The 22894-nt window shown below is 70.8% G+C and carries 18 protein-coding genes; 16 read left to right on the plus strand and 2 right to left on the minus strand.

Annotation, left to right across the window (positions count from 1 at the left end; genetic code table 11):
* Window positions 1–6 precede the first annotated feature (6 nt).
* Window positions 7–555, minus strand: coding sequence for a beta-class carbonic anhydrase (locus PYS65_RS26975; RefSeq protein WP_279336530.1), 549 nt, complete (start codon window positions 553–555; stop codon window positions 7–9).
* 434 nt (window positions 556–989) lie between these two features.
* Here PYS65_RS26975 and rsmH point away from each other — a divergent pair, with 434 nt between their 5' ends.
* The 16 genes from rsmH (at window position 990) to PYS65_RS27055 (ending at window position 19127) form a co-directional block, all read left to right on the plus strand.
* Window positions 990–1982, plus strand: coding sequence for a 16S rRNA (cytosine(1402)-N(4))-methyltransferase RsmH (rsmH, locus tag PYS65_RS26980; RefSeq protein WP_279336531.1), 993 nt, complete (start codon window positions 990–992; stop codon window positions 1980–1982).
* A gap of 93 nt (window positions 1983–2075) precedes the next feature.
* Window positions 2076–2588, plus strand: coding sequence for a cell division protein FtsL (ftsL, locus tag PYS65_RS26985; RefSeq protein ID WP_279336532.1), 513 nt, complete (start codon window positions 2076–2078; stop codon window positions 2586–2588).
* Window positions 2585–4570 carry a peptidoglycan D,D-transpeptidase FtsI family protein gene (locus tag PYS65_RS26990; RefSeq protein ID WP_388701805.1) on the plus strand — a complete coding sequence of 662 codons (1986 nt, stop codon included), beginning with the start codon at window positions 2585–2587 and terminating at the stop codon, window positions 4568–4570. Before ftsL ends, PYS65_RS26990 begins: the two co-directional genes overlap by 4 nt.
* A 275-nt stretch (window positions 4571–4845) precedes the next feature.
* Entirely contained in the window at window positions 4846–6366 is a 1521-nt protein-coding gene (locus PYS65_RS26995) for a UDP-N-acetylmuramoyl-L-alanyl-D-glutamate--2,6-diaminopimelate ligase (protein WP_279336534.1), read from the plus strand.
* 4 nt (window positions 6367–6370) lie between these two features.
* Window positions 6371–7801 carry a UDP-N-acetylmuramoyl-tripeptide--D-alanyl-D-alanine ligase gene (locus PYS65_RS27000; RefSeq protein ID WP_279336535.1) on the plus strand — a complete coding sequence of 477 codons (1431 nt, stop codon included), beginning with the start codon at window positions 6371–6373 and terminating at the stop codon, window positions 7799–7801.
* A complete protein-coding gene (mraY, locus tag PYS65_RS27005; protein ID WP_279338093.1) occupies window positions 7801–8892 on the plus strand; it encodes a phospho-N-acetylmuramoyl-pentapeptide-transferase in 1092 nt (363 codons plus the stop codon). The genes PYS65_RS27000 and mraY overlap by 1 nt, the downstream gene beginning before the upstream one ends.
* Entirely contained in the window at window positions 8874–10301 is a 1428-nt protein-coding gene (gene murD / locus PYS65_RS27010) for a UDP-N-acetylmuramoyl-L-alanine--D-glutamate ligase (protein ID WP_279336536.1), read from the plus strand. Before mraY ends, murD begins: the two co-directional genes overlap by 19 nt.
* A gap of 80 nt (window positions 10302–10381) precedes the next feature.
* Window positions 10382–11734: a putative lipid II flippase FtsW gene (gene ftsW / locus PYS65_RS27015; protein WP_279336537.1), complete on the plus strand. Its 1353-nt coding sequence runs from the start codon at window positions 10382–10384 to the stop codon at window positions 11732–11734.
* A gap of 6 nt (window positions 11735–11740) precedes the next feature.
* On the plus strand, window positions 11741–12835 hold the full coding sequence (gene murG / locus PYS65_RS27020) for an undecaprenyldiphospho-muramoylpentapeptide beta-N-acetylglucosaminyltransferase (protein ID WP_279336538.1): 1095 nt from the start codon (window positions 11741–11743) through the stop codon (window positions 12833–12835).
* A 148-nt stretch (window positions 12836–12983) separates the two neighbouring features.
* Window positions 12984–13778, plus strand: coding sequence for a cell division protein FtsQ/DivIB (locus tag PYS65_RS27025; RefSeq protein ID WP_279336539.1), 795 nt, complete (start codon window positions 12984–12986; stop codon window positions 13776–13778).
* 279 nt (window positions 13779–14057) lie between these two features.
* Window positions 14058–15251, plus strand: a complete 1194-nt coding sequence (gene ftsZ / locus PYS65_RS27030) for a cell division protein FtsZ (RefSeq protein ID WP_279336540.1) — start codon at window positions 14058–14060, stop codon at window positions 15249–15251.
* Entirely contained in the window at window positions 15248–15976 is a 729-nt protein-coding gene (pgeF, locus tag PYS65_RS27035) for a peptidoglycan editing factor PgeF (RefSeq protein WP_279336541.1), read from the plus strand. The genes ftsZ and pgeF overlap by 4 nt, the downstream gene beginning before the upstream one ends.
* 6 nt (window positions 15977–15982) lie before the next feature.
* Window positions 15983–16717, plus strand: a complete 735-nt coding sequence (locus PYS65_RS27040; protein WP_279336542.1) for a YggS family pyridoxal phosphate-dependent enzyme — start codon at window positions 15983–15985, stop codon at window positions 16715–16717.
* Window positions 16718–16844: 127 nt separating this feature from the next.
* A complete protein-coding gene (locus tag PYS65_RS27045; protein WP_279336543.1) occupies window positions 16845–17486 on the plus strand; it encodes a cell division protein SepF in 642 nt (213 codons plus the stop codon).
* Between the two features lie 50 nt (window positions 17487–17536).
* Window positions 17537–17827 carry a YggT family protein gene (locus PYS65_RS27050; RefSeq protein WP_109383520.1) on the plus strand — a complete coding sequence of 97 codons (291 nt, stop codon included), beginning with the start codon at window positions 17537–17539 and terminating at the stop codon, window positions 17825–17827.
* A 52-nt stretch (window positions 17828–17879) separates the two neighbouring features.
* Window positions 17880–19127 (plus strand): DivIVA domain-containing protein, encoded by a 1248-nt coding sequence (locus PYS65_RS27055; RefSeq protein WP_279336544.1) that lies wholly within the window; start codon window positions 17880–17882, stop codon window positions 19125–19127.
* Between the two features lie 231 nt (window positions 19128–19358).
* Here the strand turns inward: PYS65_RS27055 and ileS are convergent, their stop codons facing one another.
* Window positions 19359–22535, minus strand: coding sequence for an isoleucine--tRNA ligase (gene ileS, locus PYS65_RS27060; protein WP_279336545.1), 3177 nt, complete (start codon window positions 22533–22535; stop codon window positions 19359–19361).
* Window positions 22536–22894 lie beyond the last annotated feature (359 nt).

A 22894-nucleotide genomic window follows, 5' to 3' on the forward strand; every position in this document is an offset into this window, starting at 1 on the left:
AGCAGGTCAGACGGGGTCGATCTCGCGCAGCAGGCCGGTCTTCACGTCGAAGACGAATCCGCGCACGTCGTCGGTGTGCAGCAGGAACGGCGAGGTGCGCACCCGCTGCATCGACTGCCGTACGTCCTGGTCGACGTCACGGAAGGACTCCACGGCCCAGGCCGGACGCTGACCGACCTCCATCTCCAGTTCGTGCCGGAACTCCTCGGTGATGGCCTCCAGGCCGCAGTTGGTGTGGTGGATGAGCACCACGCTGCGGGTGCCCAGCGCGCGCTGGCTGATGGTCAGCGACCGGATCACGTCGTCGGTGACCACACCACCCGCGTTGCGGACGGTGTGGCAGTCACCGAGCTCGAGGCCGAGCGCGGCGTGCAGGTCGAGCCGGGCGTCCATGCAGGCCACCACGGCCACGCGCAGAACGGGGCGGGCGTCCATCCCGGGATCGATGAAGGCGCCGGCGTACTGTCCGTTGGCGTCGACCAGCCGGTCGGTGACCGTGCCGTGGCCGACCGTCGCACTTCCGGAGCTCGCGGGAACCGATGCAGAAGTCGTCATAGCCATGACGTTACTGGCCACGTGCTCTCCGGTCCTGCTGTGAGACAGGACAAAGAACGCCATCATGCTTTGGAGTGAGATGACCCACAAGGGGGGCGTGATCCTCCTCGTACGGGTGGTTTCCCCCGACGCGGGGTGTCGTCCGGCCGAGGGCCGCGCCGCACAGGCCGGTTGATTGACCGGGCGAAACCGTGGACTAAAGTGACGCGGAGCGGGAGGCGAGACTCTCCCTGCTGCACTGATTTCCCCCGGAGACCCGGGCAGCGTCCCGGAGATCCCCCGCGTGCGCTGCGCGTACGTACGGCTCGGCCTCCTCCCGTTCCCGGCCGGCTGACGCCTCCGGCGCCGGCAGGCCGCCCCGTCCACACCGGGGGAGGGGCGGGGACCCGGCGGTGCGTCACGGCCGCGCCGGACCTTGAGAGGGCCCAGATCCAATGGGGCGCGAAGCGTTTGCGAACACGGGCGGGCAGAGTCGGCACGTTCCGGTGATGCTCCAGCGGTGCCTGGACCTGCTGGCGCCCGCCCTGGAACAGCCGGGAGCGGTGGTCGTCGACTGCACCCTCGGTCTCGGCGGCCACAGCGAGGCCCTGCTGACGCGGTTCCCCGAGGTGAGGCTGGTCGCCCTGGACCGGGACAAGGAGGCCCTGCGCCTGTCCCGCGAGCGGCTCGCCCCGTTCGGCGAGCGCGCCACCCTGGTGCACGCCGTCTACGACGAACTCCCCGAGGTGCTCGACCGGCTCGGTATCGCGCGCGTGCAGGGCGTCCTGTTCGACCTGGGCGTGTCCTCCATGCAGCTCGACGAGGCCGACCGGGGCTTCGCCTACGCCCAGGACGCCCCGCTCGACATGCGCATGGACCAGACGGCCGGCGTCAGCGCCGCCGAGGTCCTCAACACCTACCCGCCCGGTGAACTCGTCCGCATCCTGCGCGCCTACGGCGAGGAGAAGCAGGCCAAGCGGATCGTGGCCGCGGTGGTGCGCGAGCGGGAGAAGGAGCCGTTCACCACCAGCGCACGCCTGGTCGAGCTGATCCGGGACGCGCTTCCGCAGGCCGCCAAACGCACCGGTGGCAATCCGGCGAAGCGCACCTTCCAGGCGCTGCGGATCGAGGTCAACGGCGAACTCTCCGTACTGGAGCGGGCCGTCCCGGCCGCGGTGAAGGCGCTCGACGTCGGCGGCCGGATCGCCGTGCTGTCGTACCACTCCCTGGAGGACCGGCTGGTCAAGCAGGTGCTCGCGGCGGGTGCCGCCACCACCGCGCCTCCCGGACTGCCGGTCGTCCCCGAGCGCTACCAGCCCCGGCTCAAGCTGCTGACACGCGGTGCCGAACTTCCCACCGAGGAGGAGATCGCCGAGAACCGGCGTGCCGCACCCGCACGGCTGCGAGGTGCCCAGCGGATCAGGGAGCACCTTGAACGAGACGTGTGAGGCGAAGGGGCGCGTGAGGCGGTCACGGCACGTGAGCCCGGCGCCGTACGGGACATGCGGGTACGGAAGGCAGGCGAACCCAGGGGAGCGTGAGTGAGCAGGAAACCCGAACTGCCCGAGCTGAAGGGGAGGGCGGCCCGTCTCGCGGGGCTCCTCCCCACGGGACGGGCCCAGGCCGCCCGCACCCCCTTCGTGCTGCTCGTCGTCCTTCTCCTGGGCGGTGGCCTGATCGGGCTCCTGGTGCTGAACTCGGCCCTCAGCGAGGGAGCGTTCGAACTCGACGACCTCAAGCGGGAGACGAAGAGCCTCACCGACGAGGAACAGGCCCTGCAGCGGGACATCGACGCCCACTCCGCTCCCGACGCCCTGCAGCGCCGCGCACGCGAACTCGGCATGGTGCCCGGCGGCGACCCCGTCTTCCTGAGCCCCGACGGCAAGGTCAAGGGCGCCCCCGCCCCGGCCTCCGCCGCCCGCGCTCCCCTGGTGATCCCTCCCGAGGCACTGGCCACCGCGACGGCCCCGCCCCCCTACGCGGTACCGAGCATCGCAGCCGTTCTCCCGACCTCCGCGGTCACGCCCACGCCCGCATCGACTCCCGGCAGGTGACGGAAGTGGCCGACGACACCGGAAACACCGCCGGGCAACCGCCGCGCCGTCGCGTGCCCGGACCCGCCGGTCCCGCCCGCCCGGGCGCCCGGCAGCGCCCCGGACCCGGCCACCGCCCGGCCCGCCGCCCCGCTCCGCCCCGCCCGGCGGCCCCGAAGGCCCTCCGGCTGGGCAGCCCGCGCCCCCGCCTGCGCCTGGTCGGCCTGGCCCTGACCCTCGTCCTGAGCGTCTTCGTCGTACGCCTGCTCCAGGTGCAGGCCGTCGAGGCCGACACCTATGCGGCGAAGGCCGGGCAGAACCTCCAGGTCGGCCAGGTGCTGGACGCCGAGCGCGGCGAGATCACCGACCGCAACGGTGTCGCCCTGGCGACCAGCGAGGACGCCTACGACATCACCGCCGACCCCACGATGTTCGCCCCCGACCAGCTGGAGATCCCCGACGGCCCAGAACAGGCCGCCGTCCTCCTCGCCCCGATCCTCGGCCAGGACCAGGACAAGCTGGTCGAGAAGCTGCGGCCGGACAACAAGGCCCTGCGCTACGTCAAACTCGCGAGCCGCCAGACCCCGCAGGTCTGGAAGCAGATCAAGGACCTGAAGACCGCGCTGGCGAAGAAGGCGAAGACCGACACGTCCTCCGCCAACGTCCTCGCGGGCGTCCTGTCCGTGCCCACCAGCAAGCGGGTCTACCCGAACAACGAACTCGCCGCCGGGATACTGGGCTGGGTCAACGCCGAGGGCAAGGGCGGCGGCGGCATCGAACTCCAGCTGGACAAGCGGCTCGCCGGTGAGGACGGCAGCATCCGCTTCGTCCAGTCCGGCGGCCGTCTGGTGCCGACCGCGGGGTCCAGCGAGACGCCGGCCGTGCCCGGCAGCGACGTCGAGCTCACCATCGACCGCGACATCCAGTGGGCCGCGCAGAACGCCATCAGCGAGCAGGTCGAGAAGTCCGCGGCCGACCGCGGCTACGTCATCGTCCAGGACACCCGCACCGGTGAGGTCCTCGCCCTGGCCAACGCGCCCGGGTTCGATCCGGGCGACCTCTCCGAGGCCGATCCGGCGGCGCTCGGCAACGCGGCCCTCCAGGACGCCTTCGAGCCCGGTTCCACCGCCAAGGTCATGTCGATGGCGGCCGTGCTGGAGGAGGGGGCGGCCACCCCGCAGACGCACGTCGTCGTGCCCAACCGGCTGCACCGCGGCGACCGGCTGTTCAAGGACGACGTCGACCACCCGACCTGGTACCTGACGCTCAACGGGGTGCTCGCCAAGTCCAGCAACATCGGCACCATCCTGGCCACCGGCCAGCTCGGCAAGACCCAGGCCCAGGCCAACAAGGTCCTCTACGACTACCTGCGCAAGTTCGGCCTCGGCGACCACACCGGACTGGGCTTCCCCGGCGAGACCAAGGGCATCCTCGCCCCGCCCGGCGCCTGGTCGACCTCGCAGCAGTACACGATTCCTTTCGGCCAGGGCGTGTCGGTCAACGCCATGCAGGCCGCGTCCGTCTACTCGACCATCGCCAACGGCGGCGTACGCATCGAGCCCACGCTCGTACGCGGCACCAAGGGACCCGACCAACGCTTCACCCCCGCCCCGGAGCCCGAGAAGTCACGGGTGGTCAGCGAGAAGACGGCGAAGACCCTCGCCCGGATGCTGGAGTCGGTCGTGGACGACGAGGAGGGCACCGGAACCAAGGCGCGCATCCCCGGCTACCGGGTCGCGGGGAAGACGGGTACGGCCAACCGTGTGGATCCGGCCACCGGCAAGTACCACGGCTACACCTCCTCCTTCGCCGGGTTCGCACCCGCGGACCAGCCCCGGATCACCGTCTACTGCGCCATCCAGAACGCCACCGAGGGCAGTTACTTCGGCGGCCAGATCTGCGGACCCGTCTACAAGAAGGTCATGGAGTTCGCCCTCAAGACCCTCCAGGTGCCGCCGACCGGCGCCGAACCGGCCAACCTCCCGGTCACCTTCACACGCTGACCGGCCGCGAACCCCTCGCGTCCGGCCGGCACGGAACCACCCAGGAACAGCCCGTGACAACGATCACCCCCGATCCCGGGAACCGGGACACCCCCCGCCGAGGACCGGACCCCTCGTTCCCGCCACCTGCCCCATCACCCCCACCACCCGCCCCGTCGCCCCCACCGGACGGGGCCGCAGGCGAGCCCCGCTTTGGCTCCGCGGCGGGTACGCCCGGTACGCTCACCGCCGTGCCACACGCTGATCAGTCGCAAACCACTCAGAAGGGCCAACCCGTGACATTTCCCGGGCCGCCCCGGCCGGCGCGGGTCTCCGCCACACCTCTCGCGGAACTCGCCGGTCAACTGGGTGTCACCGCACCGTCCCGGACCGCCGACGTCACGGGCATCACCCATGACTCGCGCGCCGTACGTCCCGGCGACCTGTACGCCGCCCTCCCCGGTGCCCGCGCGCACGGCGCCGACTTCGTCACCCAGGCTGCGGGCCTCGGCGCGGTCGCCGTGCTCACCGACCCGAGCGGTGCCGAACGCGTCGCCGCGGCCGGACTGCCCGCGCTGGTGGTCGACGACCCCCGCGGGGAGATGGGCGAACTGGCGGCCACGATCTACGGCCACCCGGGCCGCGACCTGCTCCAGATCGGCATCACCGGCACCTCCGGCAAGACCACCACCGCCTATCTCGTCGAGGGGGGCCTCAGGTCCGTGCACAGCACGGGACTCATCGGCACCGTCGAGATGCGCGTGGGTGACGAGCGCATCAAGTCCGAGCGCACCACGCCGGAAGCCACCGACCTCCAGGCCCTGTTCGCCGTCATGCGCGAACGCGGGGTCGACGCGGTCGCCATGGAGGTCTCCAGCCACGCCCTGGTGCTGGGCCGGGTGGACGCCTGTGTCTTCGACATCGCCGTCTTCACCAACCTCAGCCCGGAGCACATGGAGTTCCACTCCGGCATGGAGGACTACTTCGCGGCCAAGGCGCGCCTGTTCACCCCGCAGCGCAGCCGGCTCGCGGTGGTCAACGCCGACGACGAGTACGGCCGCCGCCTCACCAAGGAGGCCGGCGTCCCCGTCATCACCTACTCCGCGGAGGGACACCCCGACGCCGACTGGCGCGCCGCGGACGTCGAGGTCGGCCCGACCGACTCGACGTTCACCGTGATCGGGCCCGAGAACGAGCGGATCACCGCCCGGTCGCCGCTGCCGGGCCCGTTCAACGTGGCCAACACCCTCGCCGCGATCGTCGCCCTCGCCGCCGCCGGACTCGACCCGCAGGCCGCCGCCGACGGTGTCGCCGCCGTCCCCGGTGTGCCCGGCCGGCTGGAGCGGGTGGACGAGGGCCAGCCGTACCTCGCGGTGGTCGACTACGCCCACAAGACCGACGCCGTCGAGTCGGTGCTGCGCGCCCTGCGCAGGGTCACCGAGGGCCAGGTGCACGTGGTGCTCGGCTGCGGCGGCGACCGGGACGTCACCAAGCGCGAGCCGATGGGCGCCGCGGCGGCCCGGCTCGCCGACACCGCCGTACTGACCTCAGACAACCCCCGCTCCGAGGACCCCCTCGCCATCCTCGCCGCCATGCTCCAGGGCGCGGCCTCCGTGCCCGCCCACGAGCGTGGCGAGGTGCAGGTCTTCGAGGACCGGGCCGCGGCGATCGCCGCCGCCGTCGCCCGCGCACAGCCCGGCGACGCCGTGCTGGTCGCGGGCAAGGGCCACGAGCAGGGACAGGACATCGCCGGGGTGGTGCGTCCCTTCGACGACCGCCAGGTGCTCCGCGAAGCTATCCAGCAGACCCAGGGATGAACTTGTGATCGCCCTCTCCCTCGCCGAGATCGCCGAAGTCGTCGGCGGGCAGACGTACGACATACCGGATCCGTCCGTCCAGGTCACCGGAGGTGTCGTCCGGGACTCGCGGGAAGCGGGTCCCGGCAGCCTCTTCGTCGCCTTCGTCGGCGAACACGTGGACGGCCACGACTTCGCGGCCGCGGTCGTCGAGGCGGGCGCGGCCGCCGTGCTCGGCTCCCGCCCCGTGGGCGTGCCCGCGATCGTCGTCGACGACGTCCAGAGAGCGCTGGGCGCCCTCGCCCGGCACGTCGTGCAGCGCCTCGGCGCGACCCTCGTCGCGCTCACCGGCTCGTCCGGCAAGACCAGCACCAAGGACCTCATCGCGCAGGTGCTGCGGCGCAAGGCGCCCACCGTCTTCACCCCCGGATCCCTCAACAACGAGATCGGGCTGCCGCTGACCGCGCTCACCGCTACCGAGGAGACGAAGTTCCTCGTGCTGGAGATGGGTGCCCGCGGGATCGGCCACATCCGCTACCTCACCGACCTGACGCCCCCGAAGGTCGGTCTGGTCCTCAACGTCGGCACCTCCCACATCGGCGAGTTCGGCGGCCGGGCGCAGATCGCCCAGGCCAAGGGCGAGATGGTGGAGGCCCTGCCGCCGGCCGAGGAGGGCGGCACCGCGATCCTCAACGCGGACGACCCGCTCGTACGCGCCATGGCGTCCCGTACGAAGGCGAAGGTGCTCCTTTTCGGAGAGACCGACGAAGCGGACGTTCGGGCCGAGAACGTGCGACTCACGGACAGCGGACAGCCCTCGTTCAGGCTTCACACACCCTCCGGTGCAAGCGATGTGACCATGCGCCTGTACGGTGAGCATCACGTGTCGAACGCGCTCGCCGCGGCCGCCGTCGCCCACGAGTTGGGCATGTCCGCAGAAGAGATTGCACTCGCGCTCTCCGAGGCGGGCTCCCTCTCCCGCTGGCGGATGGAGGTCACCGAGCGCCCGGACGGCGTGACGGTCGTCAACGACGCCTACAACGCGAACCCCGAGTCCATGCGAGCCGCCCTGCGCGCGCTCGCGGCCATGGGCAAAGCCTCACAGGCGAAGGGGGGTCGTACGTGGGCGGTGCTCGGCAAGATGGCCGAGCTCGGGGACGAGGCGCTCGCCGAGCACGACGCGGTCGGACGGCTCGCCGTCCGGCTCAACGTCAGCAAGCTCGTCGCGGTCGGGGGCAGGGAAGCCGCCTGGCTGCAACTGGGCGCATATAACGAGGGTTCGTGGGGTGAGGAGTCGGTGCACGTGTCCGACGCACAGGCGGCTGTCGACCTGTTGCGCAGTGAATTGCGCCAGGGAGACGTCGTTCTCGTGAAGGCGTCCCGTTCGGTCGGTCTCGAGAGCGTGGCGCAGGCGCTGCTCGCGACCGGTACCGAGGGTGAGGTCGTCACCCGATGATGAAGCAGATCCTGTTCGCAGGAGTCATTGGTCTCTTCCTGACGCTGGTCGGCACTCCGCTGCTGATCAAGCTGCTCGCACGCAAGGGGTACGGGCAGTACATCCGCGACGACGGCCCGCGCGAGCACGCCAGCAAGCGCGGTACGCCGACGATGGGCGGTATCGCCTTCATCCTGGCGACGGTCGCCGCGTACTTCCTGGCGAAACTGGTCACCGGCTACGTGGACCCGAAGGCCGACGCGGCGCCGACCTTCTCGGGTCTGCTGGTGCTCGGCCTGATGGTGGGCATGGGCCTGGTCGGCTTCCTGGACGACTACATCAAGATCGTCAAGCGGCGTTCGCTGGGCCTGCGGGCCAAAGCGAAGATGTCCGGCCAGCTGATCGTCGGTATCACCTTCGCCGTACTCGCCCTGCAGTTCGCGGACAACCGGGGCAACACCCCGGCGTCCACCAAGCTCTCGTTCATCACCGACTTCGGCTGGACCATCGGCCCGGTGCTGTTCGTCATCTGGGCGTTGTTCATGATCCTCGCGATGTCGAACGGCGTGAACCTGACGGACGGTCTGGACGGTCTGGCCACCGGCGCCTCCGTCCTGGTCTTCGGCGCCTACACCTTCATCGGCGTCTGGCAGTTCCAGGAGTCCTGCGCCAATGCGACGACCCTGACCAACCCGGGTGCCTGTTACGAGGTGAGAGACCCCCTCGACCTCGCGGTGGTCGCCTCCGCGCTGATGGGCTCCTGCCTCGGCTTCCTGTGGTGGAACACCTCGCCGGCCAAGATCTTCATGGGTGACACCGGTTCGCTCGCGCTCGGCGGCGTCCTCGCGGGTCTCGCGATCTGCTCCCGCACCGAGCTGCTGGTCGCCATCCTGGGCGGACTGTTCGTCCTCATCACCATGTCGGTGGTCATCCAGGTCGGCTCCTTCAAGCTCACCGGGAAGCGCGTCTTCCGCATGGCGCCACTCCAGCACCACTTCGAACTCAAGGGGTGGTCCGAAGTCCTTGTGGTGGTCCGCTTCTGGATCATCCAGGGCATCTGTGTGATCGTCGGACTCGGCATCTTCTACGCGGGATGGGCAGCGGACAAGTGACCGACTGGCAGGGCAAGCACGTCACCGTGGCCGGGCTCGGAGTCTCCGGTGTCCCGGCGGCGAAGGTGCTGCACGGACTCGGCGCGCGGGTCACCGTCGTCAACGACGGCGACGACCCACGCGCCCGCGAGCAGGCCGCCGAACTGGAGGCGCTCGGCATCGCCGTGCGCCTCGGTGACGGCGCGACCCTGCCCGACGGCACCGAACTGATCGTCACCGCCCCCGGCTGGAAGCCGGACAAGCCGCTGTTCGCGGCGGCGGACGAGGCCGGGGTGCCGGTGTGGGGCGACGTCGAACTCGCCTGGCGGCTCAGGAAGCCCGACGCGGCACCCTGGCTCGCGGTCACCGGCACCAACGGCAAGACCACCACCGTCCAGATGCTCGCGTCGATCCTCCGCGCCGCGGGCCTGCGGACGGCCGCCGTCGGCAACATCGGCGTCTCCCTGCTCGACGTCGTCACCGGCGAGGAAGAGTACGACGTGCTCGCCGTGGAGCTGTCCAGCTACCAGCTCCACTGGGCGCCCTCCTTGCGCGCCCACTCGGCGACGGTGCTGAACCTCGCCCCCGACCACCTCGACTGGCACGGCTCCATGGAGGCGTACGCCGCCGACAAGGGCCGTGTCTACGAGGGCAATCGGATCGCCTGCGTCTACAACGCCGACGCCACCGACAAGCCGTCCACCGAGGACCTGGTCCGCGCGGCCGACGTCGAAGAGGGCTGCCGCGCCGTCGGCTTCACCCTCGGTACCCCCGGCCCCTCCCAACTCGGTGTCGTGGAGGGCATCCTGGTCGACCGCGCCTTCGTCGAGGACCGGTACAGCAGCGCCCAGGAACTCGCCGAGGTCACCGACGTCGACCCGCCCGCCCCGCACAACATCGCCAACGCCCTTGCCGCGGCCGCCCTCGCGCGCGCCTTCGGGGTGCCGGCGGCGGCCGTACGGGACGGGCTGCGGGCCTTCACCCCGGACGCCCACCGCGTCGCGCACGTCGCCGACGTGGACGGGGTCGCCTATGTCGACGACTCCAAGGCGACCAACACCCATGCGGCACAGGCGTCGTTGGCGGCCTACGAGTCGATCGTGTGGATCGCCGGCGGACTCGCCAAGGGCGCCACCTTCGACGAACTGGTCGCGGGGGCGGCGAAGCGGCTCCGCGGCGCCGTCCTGATCGGCCGGGACCGCGAGCTGATCCGCGAAGCCCTGGCGCGACACGCCCCGGAGGTACCCGTGGTCGACCTCGACCGGACCGACACTGGGGCGATGCTCCAGGCTGTCCAGGAGGCGAAGCGGCTCGCACGGCCCGGCGACACGGTGCTGCTGGCCCCGGCCTGCGCATCGATGGACATGTTCGCCGACTACAACAGGCGCGGTGAGGCGTTCGCACAGGCGGTGCGCGAACTCGGTGCCTGACCCGGCCGCCTGCGCCGGGCGACCCTGGGAGGGACCTGTGGGACCGTCGAGGCACCGTGGGGCGCACAGCGGAGGCCGCCATGTCCACTAGCCGCACCGGGCGGCCGCCCGCGCGACGGGCGCCCCGCCCGCCCGCCGTGCCCCGGCCGGTCCGCCGGAACACCGTCCGCGCCCTCGGCACACGGGCGCGCAGGGCCTGGGACCGGCCGCTGACCGCCTACTACGTGATCCTCGGCGGCAGCGCGCTGATCATCGTGCTCGGCCTGGTGATGGTCTACTCGGCCTCCCAGATCACCGCGCTGCAGAACTCGCTGCCGGGCTCGTACTTCTTCCGCAAGCAGCTCCTGGCCGCCGGCATCGGGACGGTGCTGCTGCTCGCGGCCGCCCGGATGCCCGTGAAACTGCACCGGGCGCTGGCCTACCCCCTCCTCGCGGGCTCCGTCTTCCTGATGATCCTGGTGCAGGTGCCGGGGATAGGGATGGCGGTCAACGGCAACCAGAACTGGATCGACCTCGGCGGCTCCTTCCAACTCCAGCCCAGTGAGTTCGGCAAGCTCGCCCTGGTGCTGTGGGGCGCCGACCTGCTCGCCCGCAAGCAGGACAGACGGCTGCTGGCCCAGTGGAAGCACCTGCTGGTGCCGCTCGTACCGGTCGCCTTCATGCTGCTCGGACTGATCATGCTGGGCGGCGACATGGGCACGGCGATCATCCTGACGGCGATCCTGTTCGGCCTGCTCTGGCTGACGGGAGCGCCCACCCGGTTGTTCGCCGGGGTGCTGGCGGTCGCCGTGCTGATCGGCGCGTTCCTCATCTGGAGCAGCCCGAACCGCATGGCCCGGCTCTCCTGCCTCGGCGCCACCGAACCCCAGGCGGGTCCCGTCGACTGCTGGCAGGCGGTGCACGGGATCTACGCCCTCGCCTCCGGCGGGATCTTCGGTTCCGGACTGGGCGCGAGTGTGGAGAAATGGGGCCAACTACCGGAAGCCCACACCGACTTCATCTTCGCCGTCACCGGTGAGGAACTGGGCCTGGCGGGGACGCTGTCGGTACTCGCCCTGTTCGCGGCTCTAGGCTATGCGGGTATCCGCGTGGCCGGACGCACGGAGGACCCCTTCGTGAGGTATGCCGCGGGAGGCGTGACCACCTGGATCACGGCGCAGGCCGTGATCAACATCGGTGCGGTCCTCGGACTGCTGCCGATCGCCGGTGTCCCGCTCCCGCTGTTCTCCTACGGGGGGTCCGCCCTGTTGCCGACCATGTTCGCCATCGGGCTGCTGATCGCCTTCGCGCGTGACGAGCCCGCTGCGCGGGCGGCGCTTGCGATGCGGCAACCTCGCTTTGGTAGAAAGCGGGCCGGGGGTTCTCAGCAGCCCCGGAGATGGAACACGATGCGACGGCGCGCCACGGCGGCACGTTCGTCCGGAGAGCGGTGAATTTCGGTGCATGTCGTACTCGCCGGCGGAGGAACCGCGGGCCACATCGAGCCCGCGCTCGCCCTCGCGGATGCCCTGCGCAGGCATGATCCGACCGTGGGCATCACGGCCCTGGGCACGGAACGCGGTCTCGAGACACGCCTGGTACCCGAGCGCGGGTACGAACTGGCGCTGATCCCCGCCGTACCGCTGCCGCGCAAGCCCACCCCGGAGCTGATCACCGTCCCGGGCCGGCTGCGCGGCACCATCAAGGCGACGGAGCAGATCCTGGAACGCACCAAGGCGGACGCCGTGGTCGGCTTCGGCGGCTACGTCGCCCTGCCGGGCTACCTCGCCGCCAAGCGGCTCGGGGTGCCGATCATCGTCCACGAGGCCAACGCCCGCCCCGGCCTGGCCAACAAGATCGGCTCCCGGTACGCGGCCCAGGTCGCCGTCTCCACCCCGGACAGCAAGTTGCGCGACGCCCGCTACATCGGGATCCCGCTGCGCCGCTCCGTGGCCACCCTGGACCGGGCCGCCATGCGCCCCGAGGCCCGCGCCGCGTTCGGGCTCGACCCCAACCTGCCCACGCTGCTGGTCTCCGGCGGCTCGCAGGGCGCCCGCCGGCTGAACGAGGTCGTCCAGCAGGTCGCGCCGTGGCTGCAGCAGGCCGGGATCCAGATCCTGCACGCGGTCGGCCCGAAGAACGAACTGCCCCAGGTGCAGCAGATGCCGGGAATGCCCCCCTACATCCCGGTAAGTTACCTGGATCGGATGGATCTGGCGTACGCCGCGGCCGACATGATGCTCTGCCGCGCGGGCGCGATGACCGTCGCCGAACTCTCCGCCGTCGGGCTCCCGGCCGCCTACGTTCCGCTGCCGATCGGCAACGGCGAGCAGCGGCTGAACGCCCAGCCGGTGGTCAAGGCCGGCGGCGGTCTGCTGGTCGACGACGCGGAGCTGACGCCGGAGTGGGTGCGGCAGACCGTGCTGCCGGTGCTGTCCGACCCGCACCAGCTGTACGAGATGTCCCGCGCCGCCGCCGAGTTCGGCCGCCGGGACGCCGACGACCTGCTCGTCGGCATGGTGTACGAGGCGATCGCCGCCCGTGCGCGGCAGTAGAGCCTGACCGGCGGATCGGGCCGCAGGAGACCGGCGCGCCTCGTCGGCGCGGGCGCGGCGGCCCCCGCGTCTGCGGCATGATCCGCCGGGTAGGCGCTGAACAGGCCCTGGACGCGTAGGTGAACGCGGATGACGGGAGGCAGGATTCGTGGCCGGAACGACGACCGCCGAGCGCGGTGGACGCCAGCGGGAGTCGTCCGGCCCGCCGCCCGTCAGGCGCTTGAGGCGGCGGCACCTTCGTCTGATCATCATCCTGGCGATCGCCCTGGTGTTCCTCGGGAGCGGGGCGTTCTGGCTGCTGTACGGCTCCGATCTGGCCAGGGCGGAGCGGGTCTCCGTGTCCGGGACCCGTGTGCTGACTCCCGGGCAGGTGCGCGAGGTCGCCGCCGTTCCCCTCGGGGGCCCGCTGGCCATGGTGGACACCGAGACGATCGCATCGCGGCTCCGCCGGGAGATGCCCCGGATCGCGGCAGTTGACGTGGTTCGTTCCTGGCCGCACGAAATCGGATTGAAAATCACCGAGCGCACCCCGGTTCTTCTGATGGAAAAGGGCGGGGAGTTCGTCGAGATCGATGCCGAGGGTGTCCGGTACGCCACGGTTTCGAAGGCCCCCCGAGGTGTTCCCCGGCTGGAATTGACCGTCCGTCGAAGCGGCACCACGGCCGCGAGTCTGCGCCGCTTCGGCGAGGAGCGGCTGGTGCGGGAGGCGGTCCGGATCGTCCGCGACGTCCCGGACTCCGTCGCCCGGGTCACCCGGAGCGTCAACGTCCGTACCCACGACGACATCTCGCTGAAGCTGACGGACGGCAGGGAGGTCGTCTGGGGGAGCGCCGAGAAGGGTGCCGCGAAGGGGCGCACCCTCACCGCTCTGCTGAAAGTGGCGCCGGACGCACGGCACTTCGACGTGAGTGTTCCCACCGCCCCCGCGTCATCGGGGGGTTGACGTTCATCAGTGCAGGTCAACCCCCTGGTTGGGCGGTGCCACGGCTGATCACATAGGGTGAAAAGAAAAACGGGAGGTTCGGCGTGTTCGTTGAACGCGCGCCGCTTGTCGACTTAGTGTCCTGTTCAGAAGACTCCAGAGAACAGACACACTGGTAACCCTAAACTTCAACGTTAGGGTTCGGGTCGGTGATACGGACCGTCCCCATCGGCATCAGTCGTCGGACCGCGGCAAGGCCGTGAGACGGCGACACGTAACTCGAGGCGAGAGGCCTTCGACGTGGCAGCACCGCAGAACTACCTCGCAGTCATCAAAGTCATCGGTGTCGGCGGCGGTGGTGTCAATGCCATCAACCGGATGATCGAGGTCGGTCTCAAGGGCGTCGAGTTCATCGCCATCAACACCGACGCGCAAGCCCTGTTGATGAGCGACGCCGACGTCAAGCTCGACGTCGGCCGGGAACTCACCCGCGGACTCGGCGCCGGAGCCAACCCGGCCGTCGGCCGCAAGGCGGCCGAGGACCACCGCGAGGAGATCGAGGAGGTCCTCAAGGGGGCCGACATGGTCTTCGTGACGGCCGGTGAGGGCGGCGGCACCGGCACCGGCGGGGCCCCCGTCGTGGCCAACATCGCCCGCTCGCTGGGCGCTCTCACCATCGGCGTGGTCACCCGCCCGTTCACCTTCGAGGGCCGGCGCCGCGCCAACCAGGCGGAGGACGGCATCGCCGAGCTCCGTGAAGAGGTCGACACCCTCATCGTCATCCCCAACGACCGGCTGCTGTCCATCTCGGACCGCCAGGTCTCGGTCCTGGACGCCTTCAAGTCGGCGGACCAGGTCCTGCTCTCCGGTGTCCAGGGCATCACCGACCTCATCACCACGCCCGGCCTGATCAACCTCGACTTCGCCGACGTCAAGTCGGTCATGTCCGAGGCCGGTTCGGCCCTCATGGGCATCGGCTCGGCCCGCGGCGACGACCGCGCGGTGGCGGCGGCCGAGATGGCGATCTCCTCGCCGCTGCTGGAAGCCTCCATCGACGGCGCCCGGGGCGTGCTGCTCTCCATCTCCGGCGGCTCCGACCTCGGCCTGTTCGAGATCAACGAGGCCGCCCAGCTGGTCAGCGAGGCCGCCCACCCGGAGGCCAACATCATCTTCGGCGCGGTCATCGACGACGCCCTGGGCGACGAGGTCCGGGTCACCGTGATCGCGGCCGGCTTCGACGGCGGCCAGCCGCCGGCGAAGCGGGACAACGTCCTCGGCTCGTCCTCGGCCAAGCGCGAGGAGCCCGCTCCCGCGCGGCAGCCCGAGAGCCGGCCGTCCTTCGGCTCGCTCGGCAGCGTCACGCCCCGGGAGGAGCCGGCGCCGGCCCCCGAGCCGGTCAGTGACATCCCGGTGGCCCAGCCGCCGGTCCAGCCGACGAGGGCGTACTCGGACAGCGCGGCCGAGGAGCTGGACGTCCCGGACTTCCTCAAGTGATAGGACAACGCGAGAGCGTGCGCGGCGCGCACTTCGCCTTCACCGACCGGTGGGGCGGGGTGAGCGCCGCTCCGTATGCGGAGCTCAACCTCGGCGGAGCGGTCGGCGACGATCCCGACGCCGTACGCGTCAACCGCGAACTGGCCGCGAAGTCCCTCGGCCTCGATCCGGCCCGGGTGGTGTGGATGAACCAGGTGCACGGCGCCGACACCGAGGTGGTCGACGCGCCGTGGGGCGACCGTCCGGTCCCCGGGGCCGACGCGGTCGTCACCGCGCGACGGGGTCTCGCCCTGGCCGTGCTCACCGCCGACTGTGTGCCGGTGCTGCTCGCCGACCCCGTCGCCGGCGTGGCCGCGGCGGCCCACGCGGGACGGCCCGGACTGGTCGCGGGGGTGGTTCCCGCCGCCGTGCGGGCCATGACCGGACTCGGTGCCGACCCGGCCCGGATCGTCGCCCGCACCGGGCCCGCCGTCTGCGGACGGTGCTACGAGGTGCCGGAGGCGATGCGCGCCGACGTGGCCGCCGTCGAACCGGCGGCGCACGCCGAGACGAGCTGGGGGACACCGGCGGTCGATGTGGACGGGGGCGTACACGCCCAGCTCGAACGGCTCGGGGTGCGCGACCGGGAGCGGTCGCAGGTGTGCACCCGGGAGTCGGACGATCACTTCTCGTACCGGCGCGACCGCTCCACCGGGCGGCTCGCCGGCTATGTGTGGCTGGACTGATGGGGCATGACGGAACGACGTAGGGACGAACTCGCCGCGAACCTCGCGGATGTGGAGCGACGGATCGCCGCCGCGTGCGCGGCCGCCGGACGCGGGCGCGCCGAGGTGACCCTGATCGTGGTCACCAAGACCTTTCCCGCCGGTGATGTGCGGATCCTGTCGGAACTCGGCGTACGCCATGTCGCCGAGAACCGTGACCAGGAGGCCGCCCCCAAGGCAGCCGAATGCTCGGATCTTCCCCTTTCCTGGCATTTCGTCGGACAGCTTCAGACCAATAAGGTGCGATCCGTGGTCGGTTACGCGGATTTCGTGCAGTCCGTCGACCGTGCCCGTCTTGTCACGGCCCTCGCCAGGGAAGCCGTACGGGCCGGACGTGAACTCGGCTGTCTCGTCCAGGTCGCGCTCGACGCCGACGAGTCCGCGGCGGGCGGGGGCCGGGGGGAGCGCGGCGGCGTCGCGCCGGGCGCCGTCGCGGAGTTGGCCGATCTGATCGCCGGGTCCGAAGGGCTGCGGCTGGACGGGCTGATGACCGTCGCCCCGCTCACCGGGGAGTACGCCGGGCGGCAACAGGCGGCGTTCGAGCGTTTGATGGATTTGTCGACCGACCTGCGCACGGCTCATCCGGCTGCGAACATGGTTTCCGCGGGGATGAGTACGGATCTCGAACAGGCCGTTGCGGCCGGAGCGACACATGTGCGCGTCGGCAGTGCGGTACTCGGAGTCCGCCCCGGGCTCGGGTAACGTCGCCAGGAAGTCGGACCACAGTAGAAAATATGGTCATTGCCGCTGATGGGCGGACTTGAGGACCTTGTGGATCGCGGGCACTTGGCGGTCGTCAGCGGATCCACCACAGAGGAGGACTCGGAGCATGGCCGGCGCGATGCGCAAGATGGCGGTCTACCTCGGCCTCGTGGAGGACGATGGGTACGACGGCCGCGGATTTGATCCAGACGACGACTTCGAGCCCGAACTCGACCCGGAGCCCGAGCGGGACCACCGGCGGCACGAGCCGTCGCACCAGTTGCACGGGGCGCATCAGCTCCAGAGGGACGAAGAGGTGCGGGTGGCGCAACCGCCCCCGCCCCGTGAACCGGTTGCCCGGGCCGCTTCGCTTCCCGCTGAATCGGCACGCCCGGCGCGCATCGCGCCCGTGGCATCCATCACACAAGAACGCGCGAACCTGGAGAAGAACGCACCGGTGATCATGCCCAAGGTCGTGTCGGAACGAGAGCCTTACCGGATCACCACGCTTCACCCGCGGACCTACAACGAGGCCCGTACCATCGGGGAACACTTCCGTGAGGGCACTCCGGTGATCATGAATCTCACGGAGATGGATGACACGGACGCGAAGCGACTTGTCGACTTTGCGGCCGGTCTGGTGTTTGGTCTTCACGGCAGCATCGAGCGGGTGACGCAGAAGGTGTTCCTGCTGTCTCCTGCTAACGTCGATGTCACGGCGGAGGACAAGGCCCGTATCGCAGAGGGCGGGTTCTTCAACCAGAGCTGAGACGCAGGACCGGACAGAAGCAGGACACAGGGGAGAGGGACCGACAGACCATGAGCGTGTTCGCGCAGGTGATCTACATCGCGCTGATGGTGTTTCTCATCGTGCTCATCTTCCGTCTGGTCATGGACTACGTCTTCCAGTTCGCCCGCTCGTGGCAACCCGGCAAGGCGATGGTGGTCGTCCTGGAGGCCACCTACACTGTCACCGATCCACCGCTCAAGCTCCTGCGGCGGTTCATCCCGCCGCTGCGTCTCGGGGGCGTGGCGCTCGACCTGTCCTTCTTCGTACTGATGATCATTGTCTACATCCTGATCTCCCTCGTGGGCAGTGCGCTGAGGTGACTGTGGACGACATGGGCCTGCCGACTGCCGATGACTACGTTGAGGTGAAGAGATGCCGTTGACCCCCGAGGACGTGCGGAACAAGCAGTTCACGACCGTCCGCCTCCGAGAAGGCTATGACGAGGACGAGGTCGATGCCTTCCTCGACGAGGTCGAAGCCGAACTGACGCGCCTGCTCCGAGAGAACGAGGACCTGCGCGCCAAACTGGCCGCGGCCACGCGTGCTGCTGCCCAGAACCAGCAGAACATGCGCAAACCCCCTGAACCGCAGGACCAGCAGCAGGGGCAGCAGGGACCGCCTCCCCAGGGCATGCCCCAGCAGGGCATGCGAGGTCCCGGCGGACCGGTGCCCGCCGGCATATCGGGCCCGCCGCAGCAGCAGATGGGTGGCCCCATGGGTGGTCCGCCCCAGCTGCCGAGCGGTGCGCCGCAACTGCCCGCCGGCCCCGGTGGACAGGGCGGTCCGCAGGGTCCCGGCCCGATGGGCCAGGGTCCCATGGGTCAGGGTCCCGGGCCGATGGGCCAGGGCGGTCCGATGCAGGGGCAGATGGGTCCCGGCGGTCCGATGCAGGGACAGATGCAGGGGCAGATGGGTCCCGGCGGTCCGATGCAGGGACAGATGGGTCCCGGCGGCCCGATGGGCGGCCCCGGCGGCCCCATGGGCGGTCCTCCCGGCCTCCCCGGTCAGCAGCAGGGCGGTCCCGGTGGCGACAGCGCGGCCCGCGTGCTCTCGCTGGCCCAGCAGACCGCCGACCAGGCGATCGCCGAGGCCCGTTCCGAGGCCAACAAGATTGTCGGTGAGGCGCGTTCCCGTGCCGAGGGTCTCGAGCGGGACGCCCGCGCCAAGGCGGACGCCCTGGAGCGGGACGCGCAGGAGAAGCACCGCGTCGCGATGGGCTCCCTGGAGTCCGCCCGCGCCACGCTGGAGCGCAAGGTCGAGGACCTGCGCGGCTTCGAGCGCGAGTACCGCACGCGGCTGAAGTCCTACCTGGAGTCGCAGCTGCGTCAGCTGGAGACCCAGGCGGACGACTCGCTCGCCCCGCCGCGTCAGCCGGCCGCCCCGTCGCTGCCGCCGTCCCCGGCGCCCTCGATGGCTCCGGCCGGTGCACCGTCCTACGGCGGCAGCCAGCCGATGGGCGGCGGTCCGGGCGCCCAGCCCGGTCCGTCCTACGGCAGCCAGCAGCAGATGCAGCCGGCGATGACCCAGCCCATGGCGCCGGTGCGCCCGCAGGGGCCGTCGCCGATGGGTCAGGCCCCCTCGCCGATGCGCGGGTTCCTGATCGACGAGGACGACAACTGACGGCCTCACGGCCATGAGTACGGCCTGACGGCCGGCAGCGTTCAGGGCGGGGCCCCGGGTCGGACGACCCGGGGCCCCGCCCTTTCGTCCTGCGCGTTCGGGCCCTGCGCGGCGGTTGTGCGAGGCCCGGGGGCAGTTGTCCGGCGGACACAGTGCCGAGGGCCCGGGCCCGCCGAACTCTCTCGGCGGGCCCGGGCCCTCGGGGGTGCCGGGCGGGTGCCCGGGGTGTGCCTAGGCCTTGCGCAGCCGGAACGTCAGGGACAGGCCCTCGTCGGTGAACGCCTGACCGTAGGAGTCGTCCGCCTCGCCCTGGGCGAAGTCCGTGGCCAGGACCTCTTCGGCGATCAGAGCGGAGTGCTCGGTCAGGGCCGCGACGATGGCGGCCTCCGTGGCCGTCCAGCGCAGAGCGATCCGGTCGGCCACGTCGAGGCCGCTGTTCTTGCGGGCCTCCTGGATCAGCCGGATCGCGTCCCGGGCCAGGCCCGCGCGGCGCAGCTCCTCGGTGATCTCCAGGTCCAGCGCGACCGTGGCACCCGCGTCGGACGCCACCGACCAGCCCTCACGCGGGGTTTCCGTGACGATCACCTCGTCCGGGGAGAGGGTGATCGTCTCACCGTCGACCTCCACCGAGGCGGTGCCCTCGCGCAGCGCCAGGGAGAGCGCGGCGGCGTCCGCGTCCGCGACGGCCCGGGCCACGTCCTGGACCCGCTTGCCGAACCGCTTGCCCAGCGCGCGGAAGTTGGCCTTCGCCGTCGTGTCCACCAGCGAGCCGCCCACCTCGGACAGCGACGCCAGGGACTCGACGTTCAGTTCCTCGGTGATCTGCGTGTGCAGCTCGGGGTGGAGGGCGCCGAAGCCGCTCGCCGCGATCAGGGCGCGCCTCAGCGGCTGGCGGGTCTTGACCCCCGACTCCGCGCGGGTGGCCCGTCCCAGCTCCACCAGGCGGCGCACCAGCACCATCTGGGTGGACAGCTCCGGGTCGATCGCCGTCAGGTCCGCCTCGGGCCAGGAGGACAGGTGGACCGATTCCGGGGCGTCCGGGACGACCGGCACGATCAGGTCCTGCCAGACCCGCTCGGTGATGAACGGGGTCAGCGGGGCCATCAGCCTGGTGACCGTCTCCACGACCTCGTGCAGGGTGCGCAGCGCGGCCTTGTCGCCCTGCCAGAAGCGGCGCCGGGAGCGGCGGACGTACCAGTTGGACAGGTCGTCGACGAATGCGGACAGCAGCTTGCCGGCGCGCTGGGTGTCGAAGCCCTCCAGCGCCCGGGTCACCTGGTCGGTGAGCGCGTGCAGTTCGGAGAGCAGCCAGCGGTCCAGCAGCGGACGGTCGGCGGGCGCCGGGTCGGCCCCGGAGGGGGCCCAGCCGGAGGTGCGCGCGTATAGCGCCTGGAAGGCGACCGTGTTCCAGTACGTCAGGAGCGTCTTGCGGACGACCTCCTGGATGGCGCCGTGCCCCACCCGGCGGGCCGCCCACGGGGAGCCGCCGGCCGCCATGAACCAGCGGACCGCGTCCGCGCCGTGCCGGTCCATCAGCGGGATCGGCTGCAGGATGTTGCCCAGGTGCTTGGACATCTTGCGGCCGTCCTCGGCGAGGATGTGGCCGAGGCAGACGACGTTCTCGTAACTCGACTTGTCGAAGACCAGCGTGCCGACGGCCATCAACGTGTAGAACCAGCCGCGGGTCTGGTCGATGGCCTCGCAGATGAACTGCGCCGGGTAGCGGGCCTCGAACAGTTCCTTGTTCTTGTACGGGTAGCCCCACTGCGCGAACGGCATCGAACCCGAGTCGTACCAGGCGTCGATGACCTCCGGCACGCGCGTGGCGGTCTTCGCGCAGCCGTCCTGCGGGCAGGCGAAGGTGACCTCGTCGATGTACGGGCGGTGCGGGTCGAGGCCCGACTGGTCGGTGCCGGTCAGCCCGGTCAGCTCGGTGAGCGAGCCGACACAGGTGAGGTGGTTGTCCTCGCAGCGCCAGATCGGCAGCGGGGTGCCCCAGTAGCGGTTGCGGGACAGCGCCCAGTCGATGTTGTTGTTCAGCCAGTCGCCGTACCGGCCGTGCTTGACCGAGTCCGGGAACCAGTTGGTGTTCTCGTTCTCCTCGAGCAGCCGGTCCTTGACGGCCGTGGTCCGGATGTACCAGGACGGCTGCGCGTAGTACAGCAGCGCGGTGTGGCAGCGCCAGCAGTGCGGGTAGCTGTGCTCGTACGGGGTGTGCCGGAAGAGCAGGCCGCGGCGGTCCAGGTCCTCGGTCAGCTTCTCGTCGGCCTTCTTGAAGAAGACGCCGCCGACCAGCGGGACGTCCTCCTCGAAGGTGCCGTCGGGCCGGACCGGGTTCACCACCGGCAGACCGTAGGCGCGGCAGACCTTGAGGTCGTCCTCACCGAAGGCGGGGGACTGGTGGACCAGACCCGTGCCGTCCTCGGTGGTGACGTAGTCGGCGTTCACCACGTAGTGCGCCGACTCGGAGCTGTGCCCGCCGGTTCCCTCGCTCGCGCTCGGGAACTCGACGAGTTCGAAGGGGCGCCGGTACGTCCAGCGCTCCATCTCGGCGCCGGTGAAGGTCTGCCCGGTGGTCTGCCAGCCCTCGCCGAGGGCCCCCGCGACCAGCGGCTCGGCGACGACCAGCTTCTCCTCGCCGTCGGTGGCGACGACGTAGGTCACCTCGGGGTGCGCGGCGACCGCGGTGTTGGAGACCAGGGTCCAGGGTGTGGTCGTCCACACCAGGAGCGCGGCCTCGCCGGCCAGCGGGCCGGAGGTGAGCGGGAAGCGGACGTAGACGGACGGGTCGACGACCGTCTCGTAGCCCTGCGCCAGCTCGTGGTCGGACAGGCCGGTGCCGCAGCGCGGGCACCAGGGGGCGACACGGTGGTCCTGGGCCAGCAGACCCTTGTTGAAGATCTCCTTCAGCGACCACCAGACGGACTCGATGTACTCCGGGTCCATGGTGCGGTAGGGGTCGTTGAGGTCCGCCCAGTAGCCCATCCGGGTCGTGAGCTCTTCGAAGGCGTCGGTGTGGCGGGTCACCGACTCGCGGCACCTGGCGTTGAACTCGGCGATGCCGTACGCCTCGATGTCCTGCTTGCCGGAGAAGCCGAGCTCCTTCTCCACCGCGAGCTCCACCGGGAGACCATGGCAGTCCCAGCCGGCCTTGCGGCCCACGTGGTAGCCCTGCATGGTCCGGAAGCGGGGGAAGACGTCCTTGAAGACGCGTGCTTCGATGTGGTGGGCACCCGGCATGCCGTTGGCGGTGGGCGGGCCCTCGTAGAACACCCACTCGGGGCGGCCCTCGGACTGCTCGAGGCTCTTGGCGAAGATCTTCTGTTCCCGCCAGAAGTCGAGCACGGCGTGCTCGAGGGCGGGCAGGTCGACCTGGGCTGGCACCTGTCGGTACGTCGGCGTTGTCATCAGCGGGCTTCCTCCGGCGGACTTGCTGCCTTCCGTCCGGAGGGACGAGAGCTGTGTCGATCCCTGCGCCGCCGTCGGCGCGCTCCCGCGGTACCACCCTCCTTGGCCCCCCGGTGCGTCGTGTGCTCCGGTGAGCCCCCTCATTGGGGTCGCGATGCCGGTTCTACTCGCCCGGGCGGGCCTGTGGGCCGGGCCCACGGTCCAGGACTTTCCTCCGGCGGCTCCGGGGTGATCTTCACGTCGGGCTCGCCCCCGGGCTCACACCGTCCCCGGGTCGCTCTGGGCTGCGTACGCCGCTACTCGTCCCCATCCACGCTTCTCGCTGCGCCCAGTGTACGGCGCGGAGGCGACAGCGGCCG

The sequence above is a fragment of the Streptomyces cathayae genome, from assembly GCF_029760955.1.
GTDB lineage: Bacteria > Actinomycetota > Actinomycetes > Streptomycetales > Streptomycetaceae > Streptomyces > Streptomyces cathayae.